The 17566-nt window shown below is 68.6% G+C and carries 18 protein-coding genes and 5 pseudogenes; 11 read left to right on the top strand and 12 right to left on the bottom strand.

Translation table 11 applies throughout. The features are described 5' to 3' along the window. Positions 1-58 precede the first annotated feature (58 nt). The 4 genes and pseudogenes from G3I71_RS39845 to G3I71_RS39830 all read left to right on the top strand — a co-directional run. Positions 59-319 (top strand): annotated as a pseudogene (locus G3I71_RS39845) (ATP-binding protein); the annotation flags it as partial. 185 nt (positions 320-504) lie between these two features. Beyond that, positions 505-1944 carry an NF041680 family putative transposase gene (locus G3I71_RS39840; protein WP_164322875.1) on the top strand — a complete coding sequence of 480 codons (1440 nt, stop codon included), beginning with the start codon at positions 505-507 and terminating at the stop codon, positions 1942-1944. 352 nt (positions 1945-2296) lie between these two features. Further along, positions 2297-2596: pseudogene (locus G3I71_RS39835) on the top strand (histidine phosphatase family protein); the annotation flags it as partial. A 456-nt stretch (positions 2597-3052) separates the two neighbouring features. After that, a pseudogene (locus G3I71_RS39830) lies at positions 3053-3702 on the top strand (serine hydrolase). 181 nt (positions 3703-3883) lie between these two features. Here the strand turns inward: G3I71_RS39830 and G3I71_RS39825 are convergent. Beyond that, positions 3884-4300 carry a hypothetical protein gene (locus G3I71_RS39825; protein ID WP_164322873.1) on the bottom strand — a complete coding sequence of 139 codons (417 nt, stop codon included), beginning with the start codon at positions 4298-4300 and terminating at the stop codon, positions 3884-3886. Positions 4301-4677: 377 nt separating this feature from the next. Here G3I71_RS39825 and G3I71_RS39820 point away from each other — a divergent pair, with 377 nt between their 5' ends. Beyond that, positions 4678-5466 carry a helix-turn-helix domain-containing protein gene (locus tag G3I71_RS39820; RefSeq protein ID WP_343243213.1) on the top strand — a complete coding sequence of 263 codons (789 nt, stop codon included), beginning with the start codon at positions 4678-4680 and terminating at the stop codon, positions 5464-5466. 117 nt (positions 5467-5583) lie between these two features. On the opposite strand, the gene G3I71_RS52440 is transcribed toward G3I71_RS39820, so the two are convergent. The 7 genes and pseudogenes from G3I71_RS52440 to G3I71_RS51750 all read right to left on the bottom strand — a co-directional run bounded on the left by G3I71_RS52440 (position 5584) and on the right by G3I71_RS51750 (position 10609). Next, positions 5584-6102, bottom strand: a complete 519-nt coding sequence (locus G3I71_RS52440) for a hypothetical protein (RefSeq protein WP_275409362.1) — start codon at positions 6100-6102, stop codon at positions 5584-5586. Then, complete coding sequence (locus tag G3I71_RS52435) at positions 6099-6458, bottom strand: transposase (RefSeq protein ID WP_275409365.1); 360 nt, start codon at positions 6456-6458, stop codon at positions 6099-6101. The genes G3I71_RS52440 and G3I71_RS52435 overlap by 4 nt, the downstream gene beginning before the upstream one ends. A 515-nt stretch (positions 6459-6973) precedes the next feature. Continuing rightward, a complete protein-coding gene (locus G3I71_RS39810) occupies positions 6974-8020 on the bottom strand; it encodes a CU044_5270 family protein (protein ID WP_164322869.1) in 1047 nt (348 codons plus the stop codon). Then, positions 8017-8691 carry an RNA polymerase sigma factor gene (locus tag G3I71_RS39805; protein ID WP_164322867.1) on the bottom strand — a complete coding sequence of 225 codons (675 nt, stop codon included), beginning with the start codon at positions 8689-8691 and terminating at the stop codon, positions 8017-8019. Before G3I71_RS39805 ends, G3I71_RS39810 begins: the two co-directional genes overlap by 4 nt. Before the next feature lie 163 nt (positions 8692-8854). Then, entirely contained in the window at positions 8855-9859 is a 1005-nt protein-coding gene (locus G3I71_RS51760; protein ID WP_239149626.1) for a transposase, read from the bottom strand. A 49-nt stretch (positions 9860-9908) separates the two neighbouring features. Next, positions 9909-10082 (bottom strand): annotated as a pseudogene (locus G3I71_RS51755) (ISL3 family transposase); the annotation flags it as partial. After that, complete coding sequence (locus G3I71_RS51750; RefSeq protein ID WP_239149625.1) at positions 10079-10609, bottom strand: transposase family protein; 531 nt, start codon at positions 10607-10609, stop codon at positions 10079-10081. The gene G3I71_RS51750 and the pseudogene G3I71_RS51755, both read right to left, overlap by 4 nt. Before the next feature lie 218 nt (positions 10610-10827). Here G3I71_RS51750 and G3I71_RS39795 point away from each other — a divergent pair, with 218 nt between their 5' ends. The 4 genes from G3I71_RS39795 (at position 10828) to G3I71_RS39780 (ending at position 13265) form a co-directional block, all read left to right on the top strand. Next, complete coding sequence (locus G3I71_RS39795; RefSeq protein WP_164322865.1) at positions 10828-11034, top strand: hypothetical protein; 207 nt, start codon at positions 10828-10830, stop codon at positions 11032-11034. 371 nt (positions 11035-11405) lie between these two features. Then, complete coding sequence (locus tag G3I71_RS39790; RefSeq protein ID WP_164322863.1) at positions 11406-12275, top strand: IS5 family transposase; 870 nt, start codon at positions 11406-11408, stop codon at positions 12273-12275. Positions 12276-12345: 70 nt separating this feature from the next. Further along, complete coding sequence (locus G3I71_RS39785) at positions 12346-12654, top strand: hypothetical protein (protein ID WP_164322861.1); 309 nt, start codon at positions 12346-12348, stop codon at positions 12652-12654. Positions 12655-12779: 125 nt separating this feature from the next. Continuing rightward, positions 12780-13265: a hypothetical protein gene (locus G3I71_RS39780; protein WP_239149624.1), complete on the top strand. Its 486-nt coding sequence runs from the start codon at positions 12780-12782 to the stop codon at positions 13263-13265. Positions 13266-13541: 276 nt separating this feature from the next. Here the strand turns inward: G3I71_RS39780 and G3I71_RS39775 are convergent, their stop codons facing one another. Both G3I71_RS39775 and G3I71_RS39770 read right to left on the bottom strand, forming a co-directional pair. Continuing rightward, positions 13542-14153 (bottom strand): restriction endonuclease, encoded by a 612-nt coding sequence (locus G3I71_RS39775; RefSeq protein ID WP_343243218.1) that lies wholly within the window; start codon positions 14151-14153, stop codon positions 13542-13544. 119 nt (positions 14154-14272) lie between these two features. Then, positions 14273-14539: a hypothetical protein gene (locus tag G3I71_RS39770; RefSeq protein ID WP_239149623.1), complete on the bottom strand. Its 267-nt coding sequence runs from the start codon at positions 14537-14539 to the stop codon at positions 14273-14275. A 1027-nt stretch (positions 14540-15566) separates the two neighbouring features. Here G3I71_RS39770 and G3I71_RS39765 point away from each other — a divergent pair. Continuing rightward, positions 15567-15779: a DUF4287 domain-containing protein gene (locus G3I71_RS39765; protein WP_164322858.1), complete on the top strand. Its 213-nt coding sequence runs from the start codon at positions 15567-15569 to the stop codon at positions 15777-15779. A 378-nt stretch (positions 15780-16157) separates the two neighbouring features. Here the strand turns inward: G3I71_RS39765 and G3I71_RS39760 are convergent, their stop codons facing one another. Continuing rightward, positions 16158-16409 (bottom strand): hypothetical protein, encoded by a 252-nt coding sequence (locus G3I71_RS39760; RefSeq protein ID WP_164322789.1) that lies wholly within the window; start codon positions 16407-16409, stop codon positions 16158-16160. 53 nt (positions 16410-16462) lie between these two features. On the opposite strand from G3I71_RS39760, the pseudogene G3I71_RS39755 reads away from it, so the two are divergent. After that, positions 16463-16735, top strand: a pseudogene (locus tag G3I71_RS39755) (ISKra4 family transposase); the annotation flags it as partial. 458 nt (positions 16736-17193) lie between these two features. On the opposite strand, the gene G3I71_RS39750 reads toward G3I71_RS39755, so the two are convergent. Then, positions 17194-17547 (bottom strand): hypothetical protein, encoded by a 354-nt coding sequence (locus G3I71_RS39750; RefSeq protein ID WP_164322856.1) that lies wholly within the window; start codon positions 17545-17547, stop codon positions 17194-17196. Between the last annotated feature and the right edge of the window lie 19 nt (positions 17548-17566).

Here is a 17566-nt window from a genome sequence, read left to right as displayed (position 1 = left end):
GGACTGTCGGCATAGTCGCGGTCTCGGCATAGGTCGACCTATGCCGATATCGGCATAGATCGACGACATCGGCCTGCTGCCCGTCGGGGAAGACGCAGCCGAGGCGTTCTACCGGATCATCGATGCCGCCTACGAACGCCGGTCCATCGCTGCGAACAGCAACATCCACCCCTCAGGCTTCGACACGATCATGCCGAAGACTCTCGCGGGAGCGAGTACCGACCGCCTCATGCACCACGCTCACCTCGTGACCACCACCGGCGACTCGCACCGCCTCGCCGAGGCCCTCGCAGGGAAGGGAGTGGTCGCCTTGAACTGACCCCTACCCCCAGGAACACCACTGGCCACACGCCTGGATTTCTGATGGCCACCAGCCTGGCCCCGCAACGGCCACCCAACTGGGCATCTCAATGGCCGTTGACATCCCGGGACCTGAACACGGCCTTCGCCTGATCCTGTGCTCCGACCAAAGAGGCACTTGAGCAGTACGAAGGCCGTGGGGAAATGAGTCTGCTGCACCCCAATGCCCGGCGGGAAGCGTTCGCGGAAGCGTCACACTTCCGGGGCGCCTTCTACGCATGTCTGACCGCCCGGCGCGACGAGTTGTTCGAGTTGGTGGACGCGGTGCTGTGTGCGGACGGCCCGGTGAAATCGCCGGTGGATCTGACGTTGGTGCCCGAACACCGGCGTGGGCACGGCGCGTTGTACGGCGCCCTCAACCGCGGCGGGGTGGACGTCGACCGTCTACGGACGGTGCTGGCCGGGTTGCCGCTGCCGCGTTTCGACGGTGACCGCCTGGTGCTCGCGGTCGACGTGTCACCGTGGCTGCGCTCGGACGCGCCGTGCTCGGCGGACAGGCTGTTCTGCCATGTCTACGGCCGGGCGAAGTCCGCCTCCCAGTTCATCCCGGGCCGGCCGTACTCCTTCGTCGCCGTTTTGGAGCCCGGCGCCACCTCGTGGACCGGGATCTTGGACGTGGTCCGTCTCGGACCCGAGGATGATGCGACCGCGGTCACCGCCGCTCAGCTCCGCGCTGTGGTGGAGCGGCTCATCGCGGCCGGCCAGTGGACACCTGGGGACCCGGACATCACCATCGTCATGGACGCCGGTTATGACGTCACCCGTCTGACCTGGGTGCTGCGCGATCTCCCGGTCGAGCTCGTCGGCCGGATCCGCAGCGACCGGGTGATGCGGCTTCCGAAGCCGCCCCGCGTCTACAACCCCAAGGGCGGACATCCACCCAAGCACGGGCCGGAGTTCCGCTTCGACAAGCCCGAGTCCTGGCCCGAACCGGCGATCATGACGGCCACCGGCACCGCCGACTACGGCAAGGCCGAAGCGCAGGCGTGGGACCGGGTCCACCCGCGGCTGACCCACCGTTCGGCCTGGCTGGAGCACGATGGTGAACTCCCCATCGTCGAAGGCACCCTGGTCCGCCTCAAAGTCGAGCACCTCTCCAAGGAGCGGGAGGCGCCGCCGGTGTGGCTGTGGTCGTCGAAGACCGGAGCCGCCCCGGCGGACGTGGACCGCCTATGGCAGGGGTTTCTGAGGAGATTCGACCTGGAGCACACTTTCCGGTTCGGAAAACAGACACTCGGCTGGACCACCCCGAACCTGCGTACACCCCAGGCGGCGGACCGCTGGACCTGGCTCCTGGTCGTCGCGCACACCCAGCTCCGCCTCGCCCGGCCGCTGGCCGCCGACCTCCGTCGGCCCTGGGAGAAGCCGGCCAGGCCCGAACGCCTCACCCCGGCCCGGGTCCGCAGGGGGTTCAGGAACATCCGAGCCCACCTGCTCTGCCCCACCCGTGTTCCCCAACCTCGTGGCGCCGGTCCCGGACGGCCGCCCGGGACCAAGAACCGCCGTCCCGCACCCCGCTACGACGTGGGCAAGACCGCCAAACGGCCCGAGACCCTCAAGGCCATCGGCAGACCCGGTAGATAAGGAACAAGCTCAGGAGATGTGGTTCGCCAGGTTGTTCGAGTCCTGTCTCCTCGAAGGCGGCACAGTCTCGCTGAGTCTGGCGAGATTCAACGACCGGATGCGGCCCGGCCCAGCGCGTCACCAACTCATGTCACGCGAGACCTCGACGCATGTCACTCACGCCCGGGGGCACCGCCGCCCCCGGGCCGAGACCGCTCGGCGGACCACGCCTTGCAGGACGGCGAGCACCGCCGCTGGCTTCTGCTTCCCCCGCGTCCCCTCGATCTTCGCGGTCGCTGCGGGCAGCCTGATCCTCGGCACGATCTGCTTCGCTTGCACCGGCTTCGCAGCGTCCGTGACGACCTGGGAAGGGGAGCGCAACCGTGGTCCAGCACTGGCCCGGGAAGCGCTCGCAGAATTCACAGGTCCGGTCGACGGCGATCGCCCCCGCCATGAACTGGTTGTCACGCACAACTTCCTCATCGGATGGCTGATCCGGGCTGCCCTCGACGCGCCCGAGTGGCGCTGGATGGGCCTCAACCACGGCAACGCAGCTCTGACGGCCATCCGATACGCACCCGGCAGGCCGTCCTCCGTGCTGTTCCACAACGACATGCGGCACCTGCCCGCAGAACTGCGCTGGACCGGCTTCCCGCCCGAACTCCACATCTGACCAAGAAGGCCGCTCGCCCGGACTTGAGTGAGACGACCTTGCGAAACCCGTCTCACTCAAGTCCGGGCACCGCAGGTCAGGGGCCCGCCTCGCCCGGACTTATCTGAGACCGGACATCGCATACCAGGAGGACTCGTTGGCGAGATCGGGCGACGAGCGGGCCATCCTGTCCGAGCAGGAGAGCCTTGAGGTACTGACTGGCACCGTCCTCCCCGGCGCCCTGCAGGGCGCGGTGCCTCAGCCGGATCCGGCGCGTCCGGTGGTGGTGTTCGTCGCGGCGCAGCCGGGCCGCCCGGCTGCGCGGCCGCGGCGGTGCTCGCCGAGCGCAGGCGCCCGTGGGGGCCAAAAGAGACGGGACTGTTCCGCCGTCAGCTCGCCGACGCCGACCGGCGTCTCGCCGATCCGGTGCTTTTGGGGACGTCGGAGCACTCCGTAGCAGGCACCACGCAGGCGACTGTGAAGAGCGAGGCGCATGTGACGACCGCCGTGCTGGACCTGGACCACCCCCCGGAAGCCGCAGGTGCGCGGGAAGGACGTCCCCTACGACACGGCCAGCATCATCAAGGTCGACATCCTCGCCGCGCTGCTCCTCCAGGCGCAGGACGCCAGACGTGGCCTCACCCAGCAGGAGCGCACGCTGACCGAGGCGATGATCGAACGCAGCGACAGCGACGCGGCGAACGCGCTCTGGCGGCGGATCGGCCTGGCGCCCGGCCTGGAGGCGGTGAACAAGCGCCTCGGCCTGTCCTCGACCGTGGGCGGGACCGGCGGCAAGTGGGGACTCACGCGCACCACAGTGACCGACCAGATCCTCCTGCTGCGCGCGGTGTTCGCCGACGGTGGGACCTCGTCCGCGAGCGAGTCCGCACTGACCAAGACGTCCCGGAACTACATCCGTACGCTCCGAATCGGCGCTCAAGAACGGCTGGCTGCAACGCAACACCACCGGCCTGTCGGACATCAACAGCGTCGGACGGGTCACCTCGGGAACACACCACTACCTCGTCGCGGTCCTCTCCGACGGCAACGTGTCGATGACGGGCGGCATCGCGACGGTCGAACGCGCGGCCCGCACGGCGGTCTCCTCGGCGCGGGCCGCCGACTGACGGCGGAACGCGACGGCACGTCCGGCTGACGGCACAGACGCATGCGACGCACCGCGTCCGGCGCGGTGCGTCGCATGGGTGCCTGCCCGGCACGGCGGGCCCCCGGCTTCCTGGTCCGTGGTCCCTGCTTCTCGGGCTCCGGTCCCTGGTGGGCTGTACGCCCGCTGCCGGTGTCCGTTCCCTAGTAGGCCGTACGCCCGCTGCGGGTGCCGCCGCCGTTCGTGGTCACGAAGTAGAAGGTGGTGCCGTCCAGCACGTCGTCGGCCACCACGGTGTAGCCGGCGTCCTCCGTGACCAGAGTCCAGTGGTCCTGGCAGTACCCGTGAGCGGCCCAGCACACGGCCACCCACTGGCTGCCGCCGGAGTCGATCCGCAGGTTGATGTCGTTGCAGCGCGAACTCGTCGTGTAGGTGCCGCTGTAGCCGTTCGACGGCAGGCTGATCGCCACCGACCCGCCGTAACAGGTGACCGCCGCCTGGTCGGCCCCGTTGGTGGTGGCCGACGCGGTGGCCGGCACCAGGAAGGAGAGGAACAGCACGCTCGTGGCCAGGATGCCCAGCCGGCGTGTACGGAGCCCTCTCTCCCGCATACGACCCATGACATGTCCTTTCGGTTTGAAGTACCGGGCTTGATTTCCAGTCACGGAATTCCGTTCTTTACGGAACCCGCCTCGGTGTTGTCTTCGTGGCTGGCTTGAAGGCATGTTCCCAATGCCCGACACGGACTGTCATGCTCATTCGATTCCAGTGAAGATTCGCAGGTGCATCTGGGGGGAGACAGCGGATGCTTCGCTTCCATTTCACTGCCGAGGACTTGGCGCGCACACGGGTGGCGGCCTCGCCGCATCCGTTGTGGGAGATCGCCGCTAGCCTGCACAGATTCCAGACCCGGAGCGGCAGATGGAACTATGCGGATTGGTACGGCCGTGCGTGCGAGAACCTTCAGGAAACAGGGCTCGCACATCCGGTGAGAACGATGTTGCTGCCGCTCTTCCCGCGCGCCCGCTATTTCGCCGACTTCCTCACGCCGTTCGAAGGCGTCGACGGTCTGGAGCCCGCGCTTGAGGCCATACTCGCGACGCCCGACGGGCAGGTGAACCATGAGATGGCCAGGGCGGCCCGGGCGAGCCGGGTGCCGTCCTGGACGTTACGCGTCGCCGAGAAGTCGCTGCGCGGCGACTTGGTGCACCTGCTGCGCGCGTATCACCGGACCGTCATCACTCCCCACGAGGAGGACATCCAGGAGACCTTCCAGGCGGAGCGCGCCCGTCATGCCCGGAGCATGCTGGCCGAGGGGACCGCCGGGCTGCTGGCCGGCCTCTCACCGTCGGTCCGCTGGCGACACCCGGTGCTGGAGGTTTCGGACTACCCCGCAGAGAGCGATGTGCATCTGAGCGGCCGCGGACTGCTGCTCATCCCGTCCTACTTCTGCTGGAAGTCACCCATCGCCCTGGCGGACCCCCGACTTCCGCCGGTGCTCCTGTACCCCGTCCACAAAGTGCTGACGGCCGCCTCCACTCAGGACGAGGCCGCCCTGCACGCCCTCCTCGGTCGTACCCGCGCGGTCATCCTGCGGGCCACCGCCACCGGGGTCACCACCAGCGAGGCGGCACGCCGGGCCGGGGTCTCCACCGGAACCGCCACCCACCACACCACGGCCCTGCGGGACTCCGGTCTCATCACCACCCACCGGCGCGCCAACTACGCCCTGCACACCCTCACCACACTGGGAGCCGCCCTTCTGGGGGCGCAGCAGACATCATGACGGCAGGATGTGGTAATCGGTCGTGCAGGGTGTCGCGCACAAGCTCGGCAACGGTGCGGTGAGTCTGCTCATCCTGTGGTGGCAGGCCCGCCGTTGACGCCCGTTGACAGGCCGCTTTCAGCTGGGTCCGCCCAGGGCATCGCGGCAGGCCGATCGAGTACGGCACGATCCTCTTCCGGAAGAACGACGCCCCCGAAGGGCTGCTCGCCGGCCTTCCCTGACCGGGAGCCGCGGGGCTGACCGATCCGGACGGGGGCTGCCGGGGCGGGGCAGGTCGGTGGCCAGGTACCAGGTCGACTGTGAGGGCAGGTCGGTGGGGTCGGTGGTGGCCACGACCAGGCGGACGTTGCCGTCGGGCCCCCAGAAGCCGAGGTTGGCATCAGCGGCCCACCAAGTCTCGGTGTGCCCGTCGCGGAAGGTCCGCCCGACCGGGGTCCAGTCGCCTGGACTCTCGGGACCCGTCCAGGCCAGGGCGCGGGCGGCGTGGACGGGAGTGTAGGCGTCCTTGCCGTAGGCCCAGGTGCCGTGGCTCGGCTTGAGGGCCATCACGAACGGCAGCCCGGCCGAGCAGAGCTCTCGGCGGAAGCCGTCCTGGTCGCCGTAGGCGCGGTCGGCGGCCACGGCTCGGAAGGTCATTCCGGCGCTTTCGCGGCGCGGGCGAGTGCGACGGCGATCTGCAGTTTCGTGCGGAAGCCGGGGTCCTTCCTGCCTTGGGGAAAGTGGTGGGCGGGGCTGTAGGGAACGGCGTGCAGCGGATAGTAGAGGTTCTCGTCCGCCCAGCAGGTGGTCACGGTGACGATGCCGTTGTCGGTCTTGCCCAGCCGCCCCAGCCGCTGCCGGCCGATGTGCGCGGTCGCCTTCCCGTCCTTGCGGTCCCCGGAGTCGTCGATCACCAGCACCCCGCCCGGGTGCGGCGCGGTCGCCGGGTCGGAACGCAGCAACTCCACCCGGCGGGCGTTGACCCGCTCGTGGTCCCACGTCGACTCGGACAGGAAGAACTGCAGCCGCTGTGCTGCCGGGCGCCGGCCACGGGCTCAGTGCCAGCCAGGCAGGTCAGCGTCTTGTTGCGGTGCCGCGGCAGCAGCCCCGCGAGGTACTCCCGGAACCCGCGGCGCTGTGCCAGTGTGGAGAAGGGGTCATCGAAGCGTTCGGCGCAGGCTTCCAACGGACCCGGAGCGGGTGGACACGGCACACGACGGGTCATCACAAGCTCCCCGGGCAGCGAAGCGACGTTCCTCTGCTACCGGCCCAATACGAGTCTGGCCCGCCGTAAACAAACCACCGCTAGGGCGGCGCCAGTTGGGTTCTGGCACAGATCTCGGGGAGCGGTCGCGGAGCGTCACTGAAGCAGGATCATCTTGCGGAGCAGGTCGAATCCGGTACGACCGTACAGCTGTCTCTTGATCTTCTTGATGCGGTTCACAGCACCTTCGGCACCGCCGGAACTCCAGAAGGGCGTCCGCCGGAGCGGACGTCCTTCTGGCTGCGCGGCGGCACCGAGGCTGACTCAGGATGAGCTGACCGGCACCTCACCCGTTTTGTCCGCGACGCCAATTCCCAGGAGTGCGCTCTTGGTTGTTCCAAGGTAGACGAGACTCGACGAGTCGAAGACCCAGGCGTAGCCCTTTGAGGAGCCCTGGAACGTAAGGCCGACGCCCTCCCGCCCTGCGGCGTCCTTGACATGACTCACGACTCGCACGTCGGGGAGTTTGGCCATGGCACGGTAGATCGCGGCGCTGAGGTCGGGCAGCAGAGTGGCGTCGTCGATGATGGCCCCGAGGTTCTCGACGACCAATTCCGTGAGGCGGCTCGCTTCCACATTCTTCGCATCGCCGGAGAGCTTCTTCAGCAGCGCGTCGGGATCGGTGGGCAGAGCCTGAAGCTGCCGGAAGGTCAGGTATCCGACGCCGCTCATGCCCATGACCATCTTCTTGGACGGGTCGTTGAGCGCGACGCCCTTCCTCAAACCGTCCCGCTTGCCGTCTACCGAATCCCATTGCTCTCGTCGGACGGACCCCTTGTACTCCTCCACCTCGAAGGTCCCCTTGTGCTTCGCGAGCTCTTCGAAATCGCGGAAGTCAACGCCCAACTCACCTGCCGAACCTTGAGACTTGGTGTAAATGTACTGGTCGCCACGTACCGTGACCGCCGGGCGGTCGGCCGCCGCCAGGGCGATCCGGTCCAGCAACTGCGTGGCTTTCCGGTGGTCGTCCGCGGTGACACCTGCGGCAGCTGTGTCGCGCCGGCCGTCCTGTGCGCCGTCGACCGCCACTACGCCCAGGCTCACGACGGCGGCCAGTGCCAGCGGGGCCGCGACGAGAACGAGGCGCCGCCCGGGGCGTCGGCGTGCGGGGGGCACAGGTGATGCGCTCGGTGATGGGTTCGTCGCACCCGACTGCTCGTGGGTGGTCTCGTGAGTGATCTGCTCCATCAGGTGTTCCCTCAGTACGCGGTGGCGGTCCTGCGCGAGCACCGGACGGCCCGGCGCGGGCAGCAACTCGGCCAGATCCTGGTAGTCGACCGGCTGATCGCGTCGTCGCGGGTTGGTGTTCATCGCTTCTTCTCCTGCGTGGACCGAGCCGCCTGATGGCGGCTAACCGGTAACTGTCCGACCGTGGCCGGGCGTTGCACTCGGCTCTGCCCGGTGGCGTCTTCCGCGCCGTTATTGCCGCCTGTGCCGCCGTCGAGTTCGAGCTCAGTGAGCTTGCGCAGGCGTTTCCTCGCGCGCGAGAGCCGGGCCCGTACGGTGCCGACGGCCACGCCCAGGGCCTCGGCCGCTGTGGCGGCGTCCAGGCCCTCCCACACGCAGAGCGTGAACACCTCGCGCTCCCCGCGGCGCATCGTGCTCAATGCCTTCTGCGCGGCGGCCAGTTCCTCGGTGTCGGCCAGGCGCTGTGTCACCTCGTCGGCGAAGTCCGGCACGGGATCGGGGGGCGGGACTCTGATGAGCGCGGCCTGGTGTCTTCGCGCCGCCCGCGCGGTGTTGCGTGTGACGTTCGTCGCGATCCCCAGCAGCCACGGGCGCAGGCTGTCGTCACCCGGAAGCACCCGCTCACGCAGCCGCCATGCTTCCAGGAAGGTCAGCGACACGATGTCGTCGGCCATGACCCAGTTGCCGGTCATCCGGACGGCGTGCCGGTGGACCACCGAAGCGTGCTCGTCGAAGAGTTGCCTGAACGCATCTGGATCCCCGGCTTGCACGCGGGCCCGCAGTGAAATCTCCACACTCCTCTCTGTCCGCTGCGAGGACCGCGCTGCGGTGATCCGCGTCACACCATGGCCGGACCAACCCCGCAGTGCACATCACCGGACCGCTGCAACCATTCCGGCTTCTCGGACCATTCGCCAGTGACGAGCCTGGGGCCCTTGCCGGGCAGACTCCGCCACGTCACTGAGGGCACGGCCGCCCTCGCCCCGGGCTGTCGACGGATGGAGGCCACGCCTGGGGGCTTGCGGTCGGAGCATGGACATGCCCTGTGGGACGAGGCTGCGATGGCGCCACATCTTGGGGAGCGGTCGCGGAAGGTGACTGAAGCAGGATCATCTTGCGGAGCAGGTCGGATCCGGCACGACCGTACAGCTGTCTCTTGATCTTCTTGATGCGGTTCACAGCACCTTCGGTGCCCCCGGAGCTCCAGTGCACGGTCAGCCCGGCGATCACGGCTTCGAGGTCGGCGATCAGTCTGCGGGCGAAGCCGGTGATCCCGGGCAGTTGCGCGTCGCAGGCGGAGCTGATCCAGTCCGGCAGGTCAGCACCCATGCGCTGGGCGAGTATCTGCGCGAAGTCGCGGACGAGTTCGTGAGTTTGCTCCAGCTCTGGGCAGGCGTCGAGCACCGCCTTGAGCTGCTTACCTTCGTCCTCGGTGAGCGTGTCGGGGTGACGGGTGATCCAGCCGACGACGGTGCGGACGGACGGCGCCGCGGCAGCTGGCGTGGGTGCATGAGGCCACTGAAGGCGGCTGCGGGCCCAGTCGCGCAGGCTGCTGTAGGGCACCGGATGGCCGCGGTCGGCGAGCTCCTTGCGCAACTCGATGATGCTGATCTTGCCGTCCGTCTCATCGATGCGCCGTTGCAGAAAGAGCCGGTGCAGGTCGAGGCGGCTGGTGCGGGTGCGGCGTCCGGTGACCATGTCCTGCCAGCGGGCGGCGCGAGCATACCGCTGGACGGTGTGCCGCCCCCAGCCCAGGTGGCGAGCGATGGCACGCAGCCCCATCCCATCGCTCAACAGACCGTGGACCAGAGCGCGATGGGCGCGCATCCGCTCTGCGCGCCGGCCGGACGGGAGGGCGAGCGGCGTCGGCTCGACATCGCAGGCACCGTCGGTCTGCGTAGCGGTGAACTGCCCGGCCGGGCTGCGGGGCGACGGAGCACAGGTAGCCGCGGTGCGCGGCAACGCACTTCTCGACGGCTTGACCGAGGTTCTGGAGCAGATGAAACCGATCAGCGACCTGGAGGACGTCCGGGGCGCCGAGCACGGCACCCTCGGCGTAAGCCCCGGCACGGTCCCTGCAGATCACCTCAACTCCCGGATGCGCCATCAGCCATGCGGCCAAGGGCGCCGCTTCGCGTCCGGGCAGGACCTCGATGGGTCGGTGGCGTTCACCGTCCGTGATCACGGTGGCGTACGAGTGCCCGCGCGGGTGGCGAAATCGTCCACCCCGAGCACGCGAGGCGTGGTGACCTGCGGGTCCGGCAGCGCCATGATCCGGCGCAGTAGTGTCATTCGCCCGGCGCCGAGACATAGTTGGGCAGCCAGTCGGGCGCCGGCCCGTCCGGCCAGTGCGAGCCCGATGCGCTCCAGCGTGTGGTTGAGCCTGGTAGTGAACCGCGCGTATGGGGTGGTCAGCTGTGGGAACGACTCAGCGAAGGTACGGCGCGGACAGGTCGCGGCGTCGCAGATGAAGCGCCGGACCCACAGCAGGATCACAACGCCCTGCCCACCGATCGGAAGATCCTTCAACCTGCGCTGGTAGGAGTCGTGCACCCGGTCGGAGAAGTGACCGCAGTCCGGACACCCCGCGCCGGCCGCCCGGCCTCTCGTCACGATGTCGACCGTGCCGAAGGCGGCGGACGCCGCCTCGATGTCCGCGTCGTCGATCCCGTCGAACACCAGCGAGTCCCAGAACGATGAGTCGGTCTGCATGACCAGCACCGTCACTGGTCACAGTCGACAACCACGGAGGTCTGCAGAGACCTGATGGAGCGTCACTACAGACTGTCCGGCGGCGAAGCGTACGCGGTCTCACACGAGAGCGGCCCCTTGCAATCGAACACTGTGGTGACGCTCCGCGACCGCTCCCCAAGATCTGTGCCAGAACCGCCAGTTGGCTCCACTCGCGGCGACTCCAACTGGCCCCACCCATGTCCCCCTTCCCTGACGAACTGCCACCGCTCGACTGCCACGCCCACATCGCACCCGATGTGACCCCCGCGCAGATCGACGCCCTGCACGGAGCCGTCGTCTTCGCCGTCACCCGGGATCGCCCGGCCCTCGGCACGCCGCCCGAGCGCGGCATCAAGAGCATCGCAGACCTCAAGGCAACGTCCTTGCTGGGGAACGTCATGTAATTCTCCATCAGCAGCGTGACTTCCCGCTCAAACCTTCGAGCATGGCGATGGGTGCCGCTGGTTCCCTCGCCTGAGTAATGAGCGCGCCGACCCATGGCGATCTCCGTATCTTGGCGTCATGACGGACGAGGCAGAGCCGAGGCTCTTTGTGAACCGCTGGGGCGACATGCCGGACCCGGCCCCAGGCCGGCGAGGGTCCTCCAGGGACATCTGCTCGTGCTTCGACCAGTCCAGACCTCATCCGCGAGCCCGAGTCGGATTCCACACCGAGCAGCAGGACACCTCCGCCCCGGGCTGGCAACACCTGCTGGACCTAGGCCGTGTTTTGGAACTGAGTCCCTGACCATGGTTCATGCCTTGATGATCTAGGTGTGGGGCGTGGGGATCTTTCGGATGAGCAGTGGTCGGTGCTGGAGCCGTTGTTGCCGGTTGTGGGGCTGGGGCGGCCGGCTCGTAATCGGCGTCGGTTGATCGATGGGGTGCGGTGGCGTGTGCGGACCGGTGTGCCGTGGCGGGATCTGCCGGTCGAGTACGGGCACTGGCAGACCGTGTATGGGCTGTTCAGGCGCTGGCAGCGTGAGGGCGTGTGGGCCGGGATCCTGACTGCCCTCCAGGCCCGGGCCGATGCTGCGGGCCTGATCGTATGGGAGGTGAACGTCGACTCCACGGTCTGCCGGGCCCATCAGCATGCCGCCGGTGCCCGCCGGGACGGTGCCGGGCAGAAGGAACCGCCGGGCGGGACACGGACCGAGCCGGACGAACACGGGCTGGGCCGCTCACGCGGCGGGTTCTCCACGAAGATCCATCTGGCCTGCGAGCAGGGGCAGAAGCCGCTGTCGCTGCTGGTCACGGCGGGCCAGCGGGGCGACAGCCCGCAGTTCGAGCCGGTCCTCGAAGCGATCCGGGTGCCCCGCACCGCCGGTGGACGTCCCCGGGTGCGTCCTTTGCGGGTACGGGGCGACAAGGCGTACTCCTCACGCGCCAACCGCGCCTACCTGCGCCGACGCGGCATCCGGTGCACGATCCCCGAGCCGGCCGACCAGATCCGCAACCGTAAGCGGCGCGGCAGCGGGGGAGGCCGTCCGCCCGCCTTCGACCGCCAGGACTACAAGGCCCGCCACGCGGTCGAGTGCGGGATCAGCCGCCTCAAACAGCACCGGGGTGTGGCCACCCGGTACGACAAGCTTGCCGTCCGTTTCGAGGCGACGGTCCAGATCGCGGCGCTCCAGCAGTGGCTGTGACCCGCCGACGGTGCATCCGGCCGTGCCATGCTGGCGCCCGAACTGACAGCGCACCGTGGGGAGAAATCCAGTGGCCGCCGAGTACTACTGCGCAGACAGCGAAAACGGCGACCACATCGACGACCCGTCCGAAGACGCCCTGTTCGACCTGATCAGCGAACTCAACGACACGGACAACACGTTCGTCGTCGTCCAGCCAGACCAGGACGACCCTGCCTGGTTCGCGTCCGTCACAGTCCTCGACGAAGGCGGCTACGAGATCGTCCGCCGTGACACCACCCGCCGCGAACACCACGTGACCACCGAGAACGACATCGGCCGAATCGCGAGCGACCTCATCATCTGGCTCGCCGCCCGCGACTTCCAAAACACGGCCTAGTCGACGAGGCGGTCGCCGACGGGCGTGAAGAGTTCCGTCCCCTGCCTGATCTGAGCCCTGAAGAGCGGCGTCAGGTCATCACCCTGCCGCCGAGCATCGCCAGGCTGACGGCGGTCAAGCACCTCGTGCTCTACGGCAGCAACCTGGTCCGTATCCCGCCCGAGATCGGGGCCATGGCCAGCCTGGAAGAGTTCACCCCCTACACCTCCTACCGGCTGCACTGGTTGCCCTACGAGATCACCCGCTGCCGGAAGCTGACCCGCAGCACGGTCAGCACGCGCGCACTGTTCGGCAACTACAAGCTGCGACCGCCCTTCCCGAGGCTTCAGCCCGCTCCGGGCTCCGCTGCGGACCTCGATCCGGGCACCACGGATCCTCGGCACTGGGACGCCACCGCCAACCACAACTGCAGCGTCTGCGACCGCCTGGTCGAGCAGGGCGGACTCCATCAGGTGTGGATTTCGCTGCGCGTTGCCACTGACGTACTGCCCCTGCTGGTCAGCGCCTGCTCATCGGCGTGTGTCGCCGCGCTGCCTGATGGCGCTCGCGACTACATCCCTACACCACACAGAGGCGGCCGAGTCGACCAGCCGGCATCCGACTGGGACTGACCAACCCACCCGCCGACCGCCGACCGCCGACCGCCGACCGCCGACCGCCGGAGAAACGACCACGATGGTGTGGCGATGGCTCGAACATCTGGACGGGGAAGCTGGCGCCGCCGATGGGAAAATACATGAACCGCCGACACCTGGTGAGCTGGTGGCAGCCCGGGCAGGCGACAGCCCGGCCGTCCCGGCGGCCTTCACAAAGGCGGTACGTCGCACGGTGGACGTCCGCGTGCCATCCCCCGGAGGCTGGCTCCGCCAGGGCTCGCAGACAGTCGCTTAGGACAGTGGGGTCGGTCGGCGGGGCGGGGGGAGCGCGGAGAGCAGTTCCCACAGCGGCTGTGAACCCGATGCCCAGGAACCGAGCAGTTGGCGGTCGACGAGGTGCAGTCGTTGCTGACGGGCGAAAATGCGGCCGGGCTGGGTGATCCTGCCGTTGGTCACCATCACCACGACATCCGCCCGGTGGACCGGGCGTCCCGTTCCGTTTAGCACCTGCAGTTCCGGGGTGCCCACGGCGGAGCCCCCCTCACCGTGGCGGCGGTGCTTGCACTGGATGACCCAACGCCGCCCCTGCGGATCGGTCGCTTTCACATCCGCCCCCAGGTCTCCCTGGCCACCGACCTGAACGGCGTCGGCGCAGCCGTCCCGGCGCATCAGGTCCCGGACCGCGTATTCGAACTGCAGGTGGGACAGGCCGTCCAGCTGGGCCAGCCCGTAGCGCACAGCGCGGGTTTGGATCTCCCTCCACTGCTCGCGTTGCGCCCGCTGCTGCCACCAGGCGATGCCGCCCAGGACAGCGACGACGGACGCGACGAGCAGCAGCCACCAGTGGGCGAGCAGCCAGTTGACGGCCGTCACCACCAGGCCGACTGCGGCCACCACGACCACGCACAGGACGACGAACTGTGTTTCCTGCTGCTGCCTGCGCCGACGGCCGGGACGCCGTGCGGGACGCCGCCGAGCCGGACGGCCGCCGTCACGGCGCCGCGCGCCAGGTCGGCGCCGGGTCATCGCTCACCGGCCAGCGCCGCAAGATCGACCGGGTACGACACGCTCGGCGTGGGCGCCGCCCGCCGCAGCGCGGGCATGTCAAACGTGACCGGATACGACACCGCAGGACGCGGCACGGCTGTCCTCGGTGCGCTGTGGGTGGAGTGATCGAAGAGGATCGGATAGGTCGCTGACGGCCCGGGCGATGTGCCGCCGGCTTCGGTTGCCGTGGAGGCGTTGCCGATGGCGAGCACCGCCAGGCCGAAGGCGGCGAAGAGGGTCATCTCCCGGCGCGCACCCGGCGCCCATCGGGAGTGTCCGCGTACCGGCGTTCCGTCGGAGCGCACGTAGGGGCGGACAAAAGGCATGTGGTCCTCCAACTGCTGATGGTTTCCCGTGTCGCAGTCATGGTGAAGCCCGGCACTGACAACCGATCAGCCCACCGCAGCCAACACCCCTTGATTTGCGGCGAGTTCAGGACATGAGACGTTCCCTCACGCCTTCCTTGCCATGTTCTTCCCGGGGCGGGAGAAGCCGGTGGTACTGGCCGGCGAACAACTGCAGCCTGCCGCAGGAGACGGGTCCACCTGCGGCGCAGGCCTGCCAAGGGCCAGCGAGGGTTCCCTGGTGGAAAGGTTCACCCATCGAGCTGAACACCCCACGGATCCGGTCGTTTCCGGCAGTCGCCGCCACGAGGCGACAGATAGAGGGGCGAGGGTCTCGTGAGGTGCATGAGGCACGACGCCCCGGCCGGTCTGCGGGCCTGGTACAGGCGTCGCGGCAGGCTGGAGATCGGTCGGCGTGGCAGGGACAGGGGCGGGCAGCTGCGGTCCGTCAGACGGCGCCGCTCAGCACGGTGCACTCGAAGTGTTCCCGGGACACGGGCAGCCGCTGGATCAGACGGCCGATGACCTCAGCAGGCAGGGATCAAGCACGGTCACGCGCCGGGACTGCGGGCGCAGTCGACGGTCAGGCCGGGCCGGTGGGTTCGGCACGGCCGACGGCCTTCAGGGAGGCGGCTGATGCCAGCGGCCAGGCTGCGCGTTCGTCGGTGACGAAGCGGCGGGGGCTTCGATGCCGGCAGTCGACAGATCCCGGACGGACGCTGGTGAGGTCCTGCACCTGGATGAAGCCGGTACACAGAGCCGCTGCCGCGAATGTCCCCACACAGGACGAGACCGCCGCACACGACCGAAAGCGGCGCAGGTCCCTTTGCGCGACCGATGACTTCGTCCGCCGTCTCCGGTCATACAGGCAAGGCTCCTCAACACCCCATGACTGTTCTGCACCAAGAGATGGGACACCACCGACATGACGGACACCGTGAAAGGCCCTGCCAGCTACTTCCCTTCGATCGAGAAAAAGTACGGCCGCCCGATAACAGAATGGAAGGAGATCATCCGTTCCTCGCCCCTGGCCCGGCACATGGAACTCGTCTCCTGGCTCAAAACCGAACACGGACTGGGGCACGGTCACGCAAACGCCCTGGTCGCACACACCCTCGCCGAGGACAGCCAGAAGTAAGCCGCTCCCCCGGAGCCGCGAGCACATCGCCACCGGCGGTCATCCCCTGGGAAAGGACAACCCGGCCGACGACCCAGGATTTCGCATGCATCGCGCTCCGTGCGGGAAGCCGGACTCGTCAGCCGGACCAAAAGACCTACCCCGCCCCGCCCCACACCGTCCAGACGGAGCGGGGTGCGGTGCGGTGCGGTGCGGTGTCGCCTCACCGGACAGGCCCTACAACCTCCGGCATCTTGCCGGCCACCGCGGCATCTCCCCGACGATCGTTCCGCCGGGACCCTCTCAGCGAGGCGATCGCGTTCTCACTCATCAACACCTTCGGTGCCGGGCCGTCGGTATTCTCAGCGCCGCTCACCAGGACGGTGCACGGCCGGAACGTCACGGGGACACCTCTCCGACCAGCGCGGGCACCAGGCCCGTGCCGGGCCACAGGGCACTGCCGCAATCCACCCCCGGCAGATGCGCGGCGATCTGCGCCAGGCCGGCGCGGCGCTCGGCGGGCCCGTACGCCCGGTACTCCCCCACTGCCGGGTCGTAGGCCCGCACCTGACCGTGAGGAGGGATACAGACCAGGGCGCGGGCGATCCCCTGCAGGCCCAGACCGAGCGCGTCACACCCGTCGCTGCGCACGAGGCGGACCAAGTGACGACGCCGGGCTGACGGAGGACCGGCTCCGCGGCGCCGATGCATGCGTCCGCTACCTGACCAGCAAGGCCGAGTTCCTGCGCTACGACCGGGCACTCGCAGCCTGCTGGCCCATCGCAATCGGCGTGATCGAAGGTGCATGCCGGCATCTGATCGCCGACCGACTCGACATCTCCGGCGCCCGCTGGGGCCTCGACGGTGCCGAAGCCGTCCTCAGACTCCGGGCCCTGCGCAGCAACTGCGACTTCGACGCCTACTGGCGCTACCACGCCGCCCACGAACACGAACGCCTCTACCGACCAGCCGGCTAGGGCGAATCCACCCTCAGCGCCTGATCAGCACCTCACTCGAAACGAGCCGCGCCCAATGCTCCTTCACCCTGCACGCGCGCTTTCCACGACGCCGGCCACGGGGTACAGACCCTGCCCTGAACCAACCGCCGGTGCGCACAACACGGCATCGCTCAGCGACCCCGAGCCCACTCAGGATGGAGCGGGCAAGGAACTCGATGCTGAAACGCTCCGCGGACTCCTGGACTACGTGACCGAACGCGCAAGGGCCGGGCGTGACACCCGCTTTCATGCCCAATCGATCCGGTGACTGCTTGCCGCAGCCACCGTCGCCGCCCTCGCCGGCTTGGCGGCTTGGCGGCAGCGACCATCCAAACCCTCCGATGAATGGACGTTGACCGCACAGGTCGCCGCCCTGCCGGAGCCTTCTCCAGGCGATTGCGGGCCTGTACGGTCTTCGGCCCGGACAGACCCGCGCTTCAGGCGTGGAGCAGGAGGTCCAGTTCGGTCGGCAGTCCTCTGCCGTCTCCGTGCGGGGGCGTCGTGTTGTCGAATTCGAACCCCCAGCGGTGGGAAGGGGCGCAGCCGAACATCCGCTGGGAGATGGTCGGCAGGCAGAGGTCGGCGCTGGCCTCCGAATCCCAGATCAGGGCGAGCCCCTGGAGGTCTGCCACCGAGTCTGTGATCCACTGGCTGGCCCGCAGCCCGGGGAATTCTCCGGCGTGGGATGCGGGGCCCATCGAACGGGCGTCGGACGTTCCGGACGGGTGTGGCTGGAGGGTGCGGACTTCGACGGTGCGTCGCTTGTCCCACCAGGCGATGACGACGTGCATGGGGCCTCCGGCAGCAGAG

The organism is Streptomyces sp. SID12501, assembly GCF_010550245.1.
In the GTDB taxonomy this organism is placed as follows: domain Bacteria; phylum Actinomycetota; class Actinomycetes; order Streptomycetales; family Streptomycetaceae; genus Streptomyces.
The sequence above is the reverse complement of the archived record's forward strand: the minus strand, read 5'-3'. Positions and strand labels throughout refer to the sequence as shown.

Excerpts from the sequence above, each read along its gene's own strand:
- G3I71_RS39840 (WP_164322875.1), top strand. The coding sequence starts at position 505 with ATGAGTCTGCTGCACCCCAATGCCCGGCGGGAAGCGTTCGCGGAAGCG.
- G3I71_RS39825 (WP_164322873.1), bottom strand. The coding sequence starts at position 4,300 with ATGGGTCGTATGCGGGAGAGAGGGCTCCGTACACGCCGGCTGGGCATC.
- G3I71_RS39820 (WP_343243213.1), top strand. The coding sequence starts at position 4,678 with ATGTTGCTGCCGCTCTTCCCGCGCGCCCGCTATTTCGCCGACTTCCTC.
- G3I71_RS52440 (WP_275409362.1), bottom strand. The coding sequence starts at position 6,102 with ATGACCTTCCGAGCCGTGGCCGCCGACCGCGCCTACGGCGACCAGGAC.
- G3I71_RS39810 (WP_164322869.1), bottom strand. The coding sequence starts at position 8,020 with ATGAACACCAACCCGCGACGACGCGATCAGCCGGTCGACTACCAGGAT.
- G3I71_RS51750 (WP_239149625.1), bottom strand. The coding sequence starts at position 10,609 with ATGCAGACCGACTCATCGTTCTGGGACTCGCTGGTGTTCGACGGGATC.
- G3I71_RS39795 (WP_164322865.1), top strand. The coding sequence starts at position 10,828 with ATGTCCCCCTTCCCTGACGAACTGCCACCGCTCGACTGCCACGCCCAC.
- G3I71_RS39770 (WP_239149623.1), bottom strand. The coding sequence starts at position 14,539 with ATGACCCTCTTCGCCGCCTTCGGCCTGGCGGTGCTCGCCATCGGCAAC.
- G3I71_RS39765 (WP_164322858.1), top strand. The coding sequence starts at position 15,567 with ATGACGGACACCGTGAAAGGCCCTGCCAGCTACTTCCCTTCGATCGAG.
- G3I71_RS39750 (WP_164322856.1), bottom strand. The coding sequence starts at position 17,547 with ATGCACGTCGTCATCGCCTGGTGGGACAAGCGACGCACCGTCGAAGTC.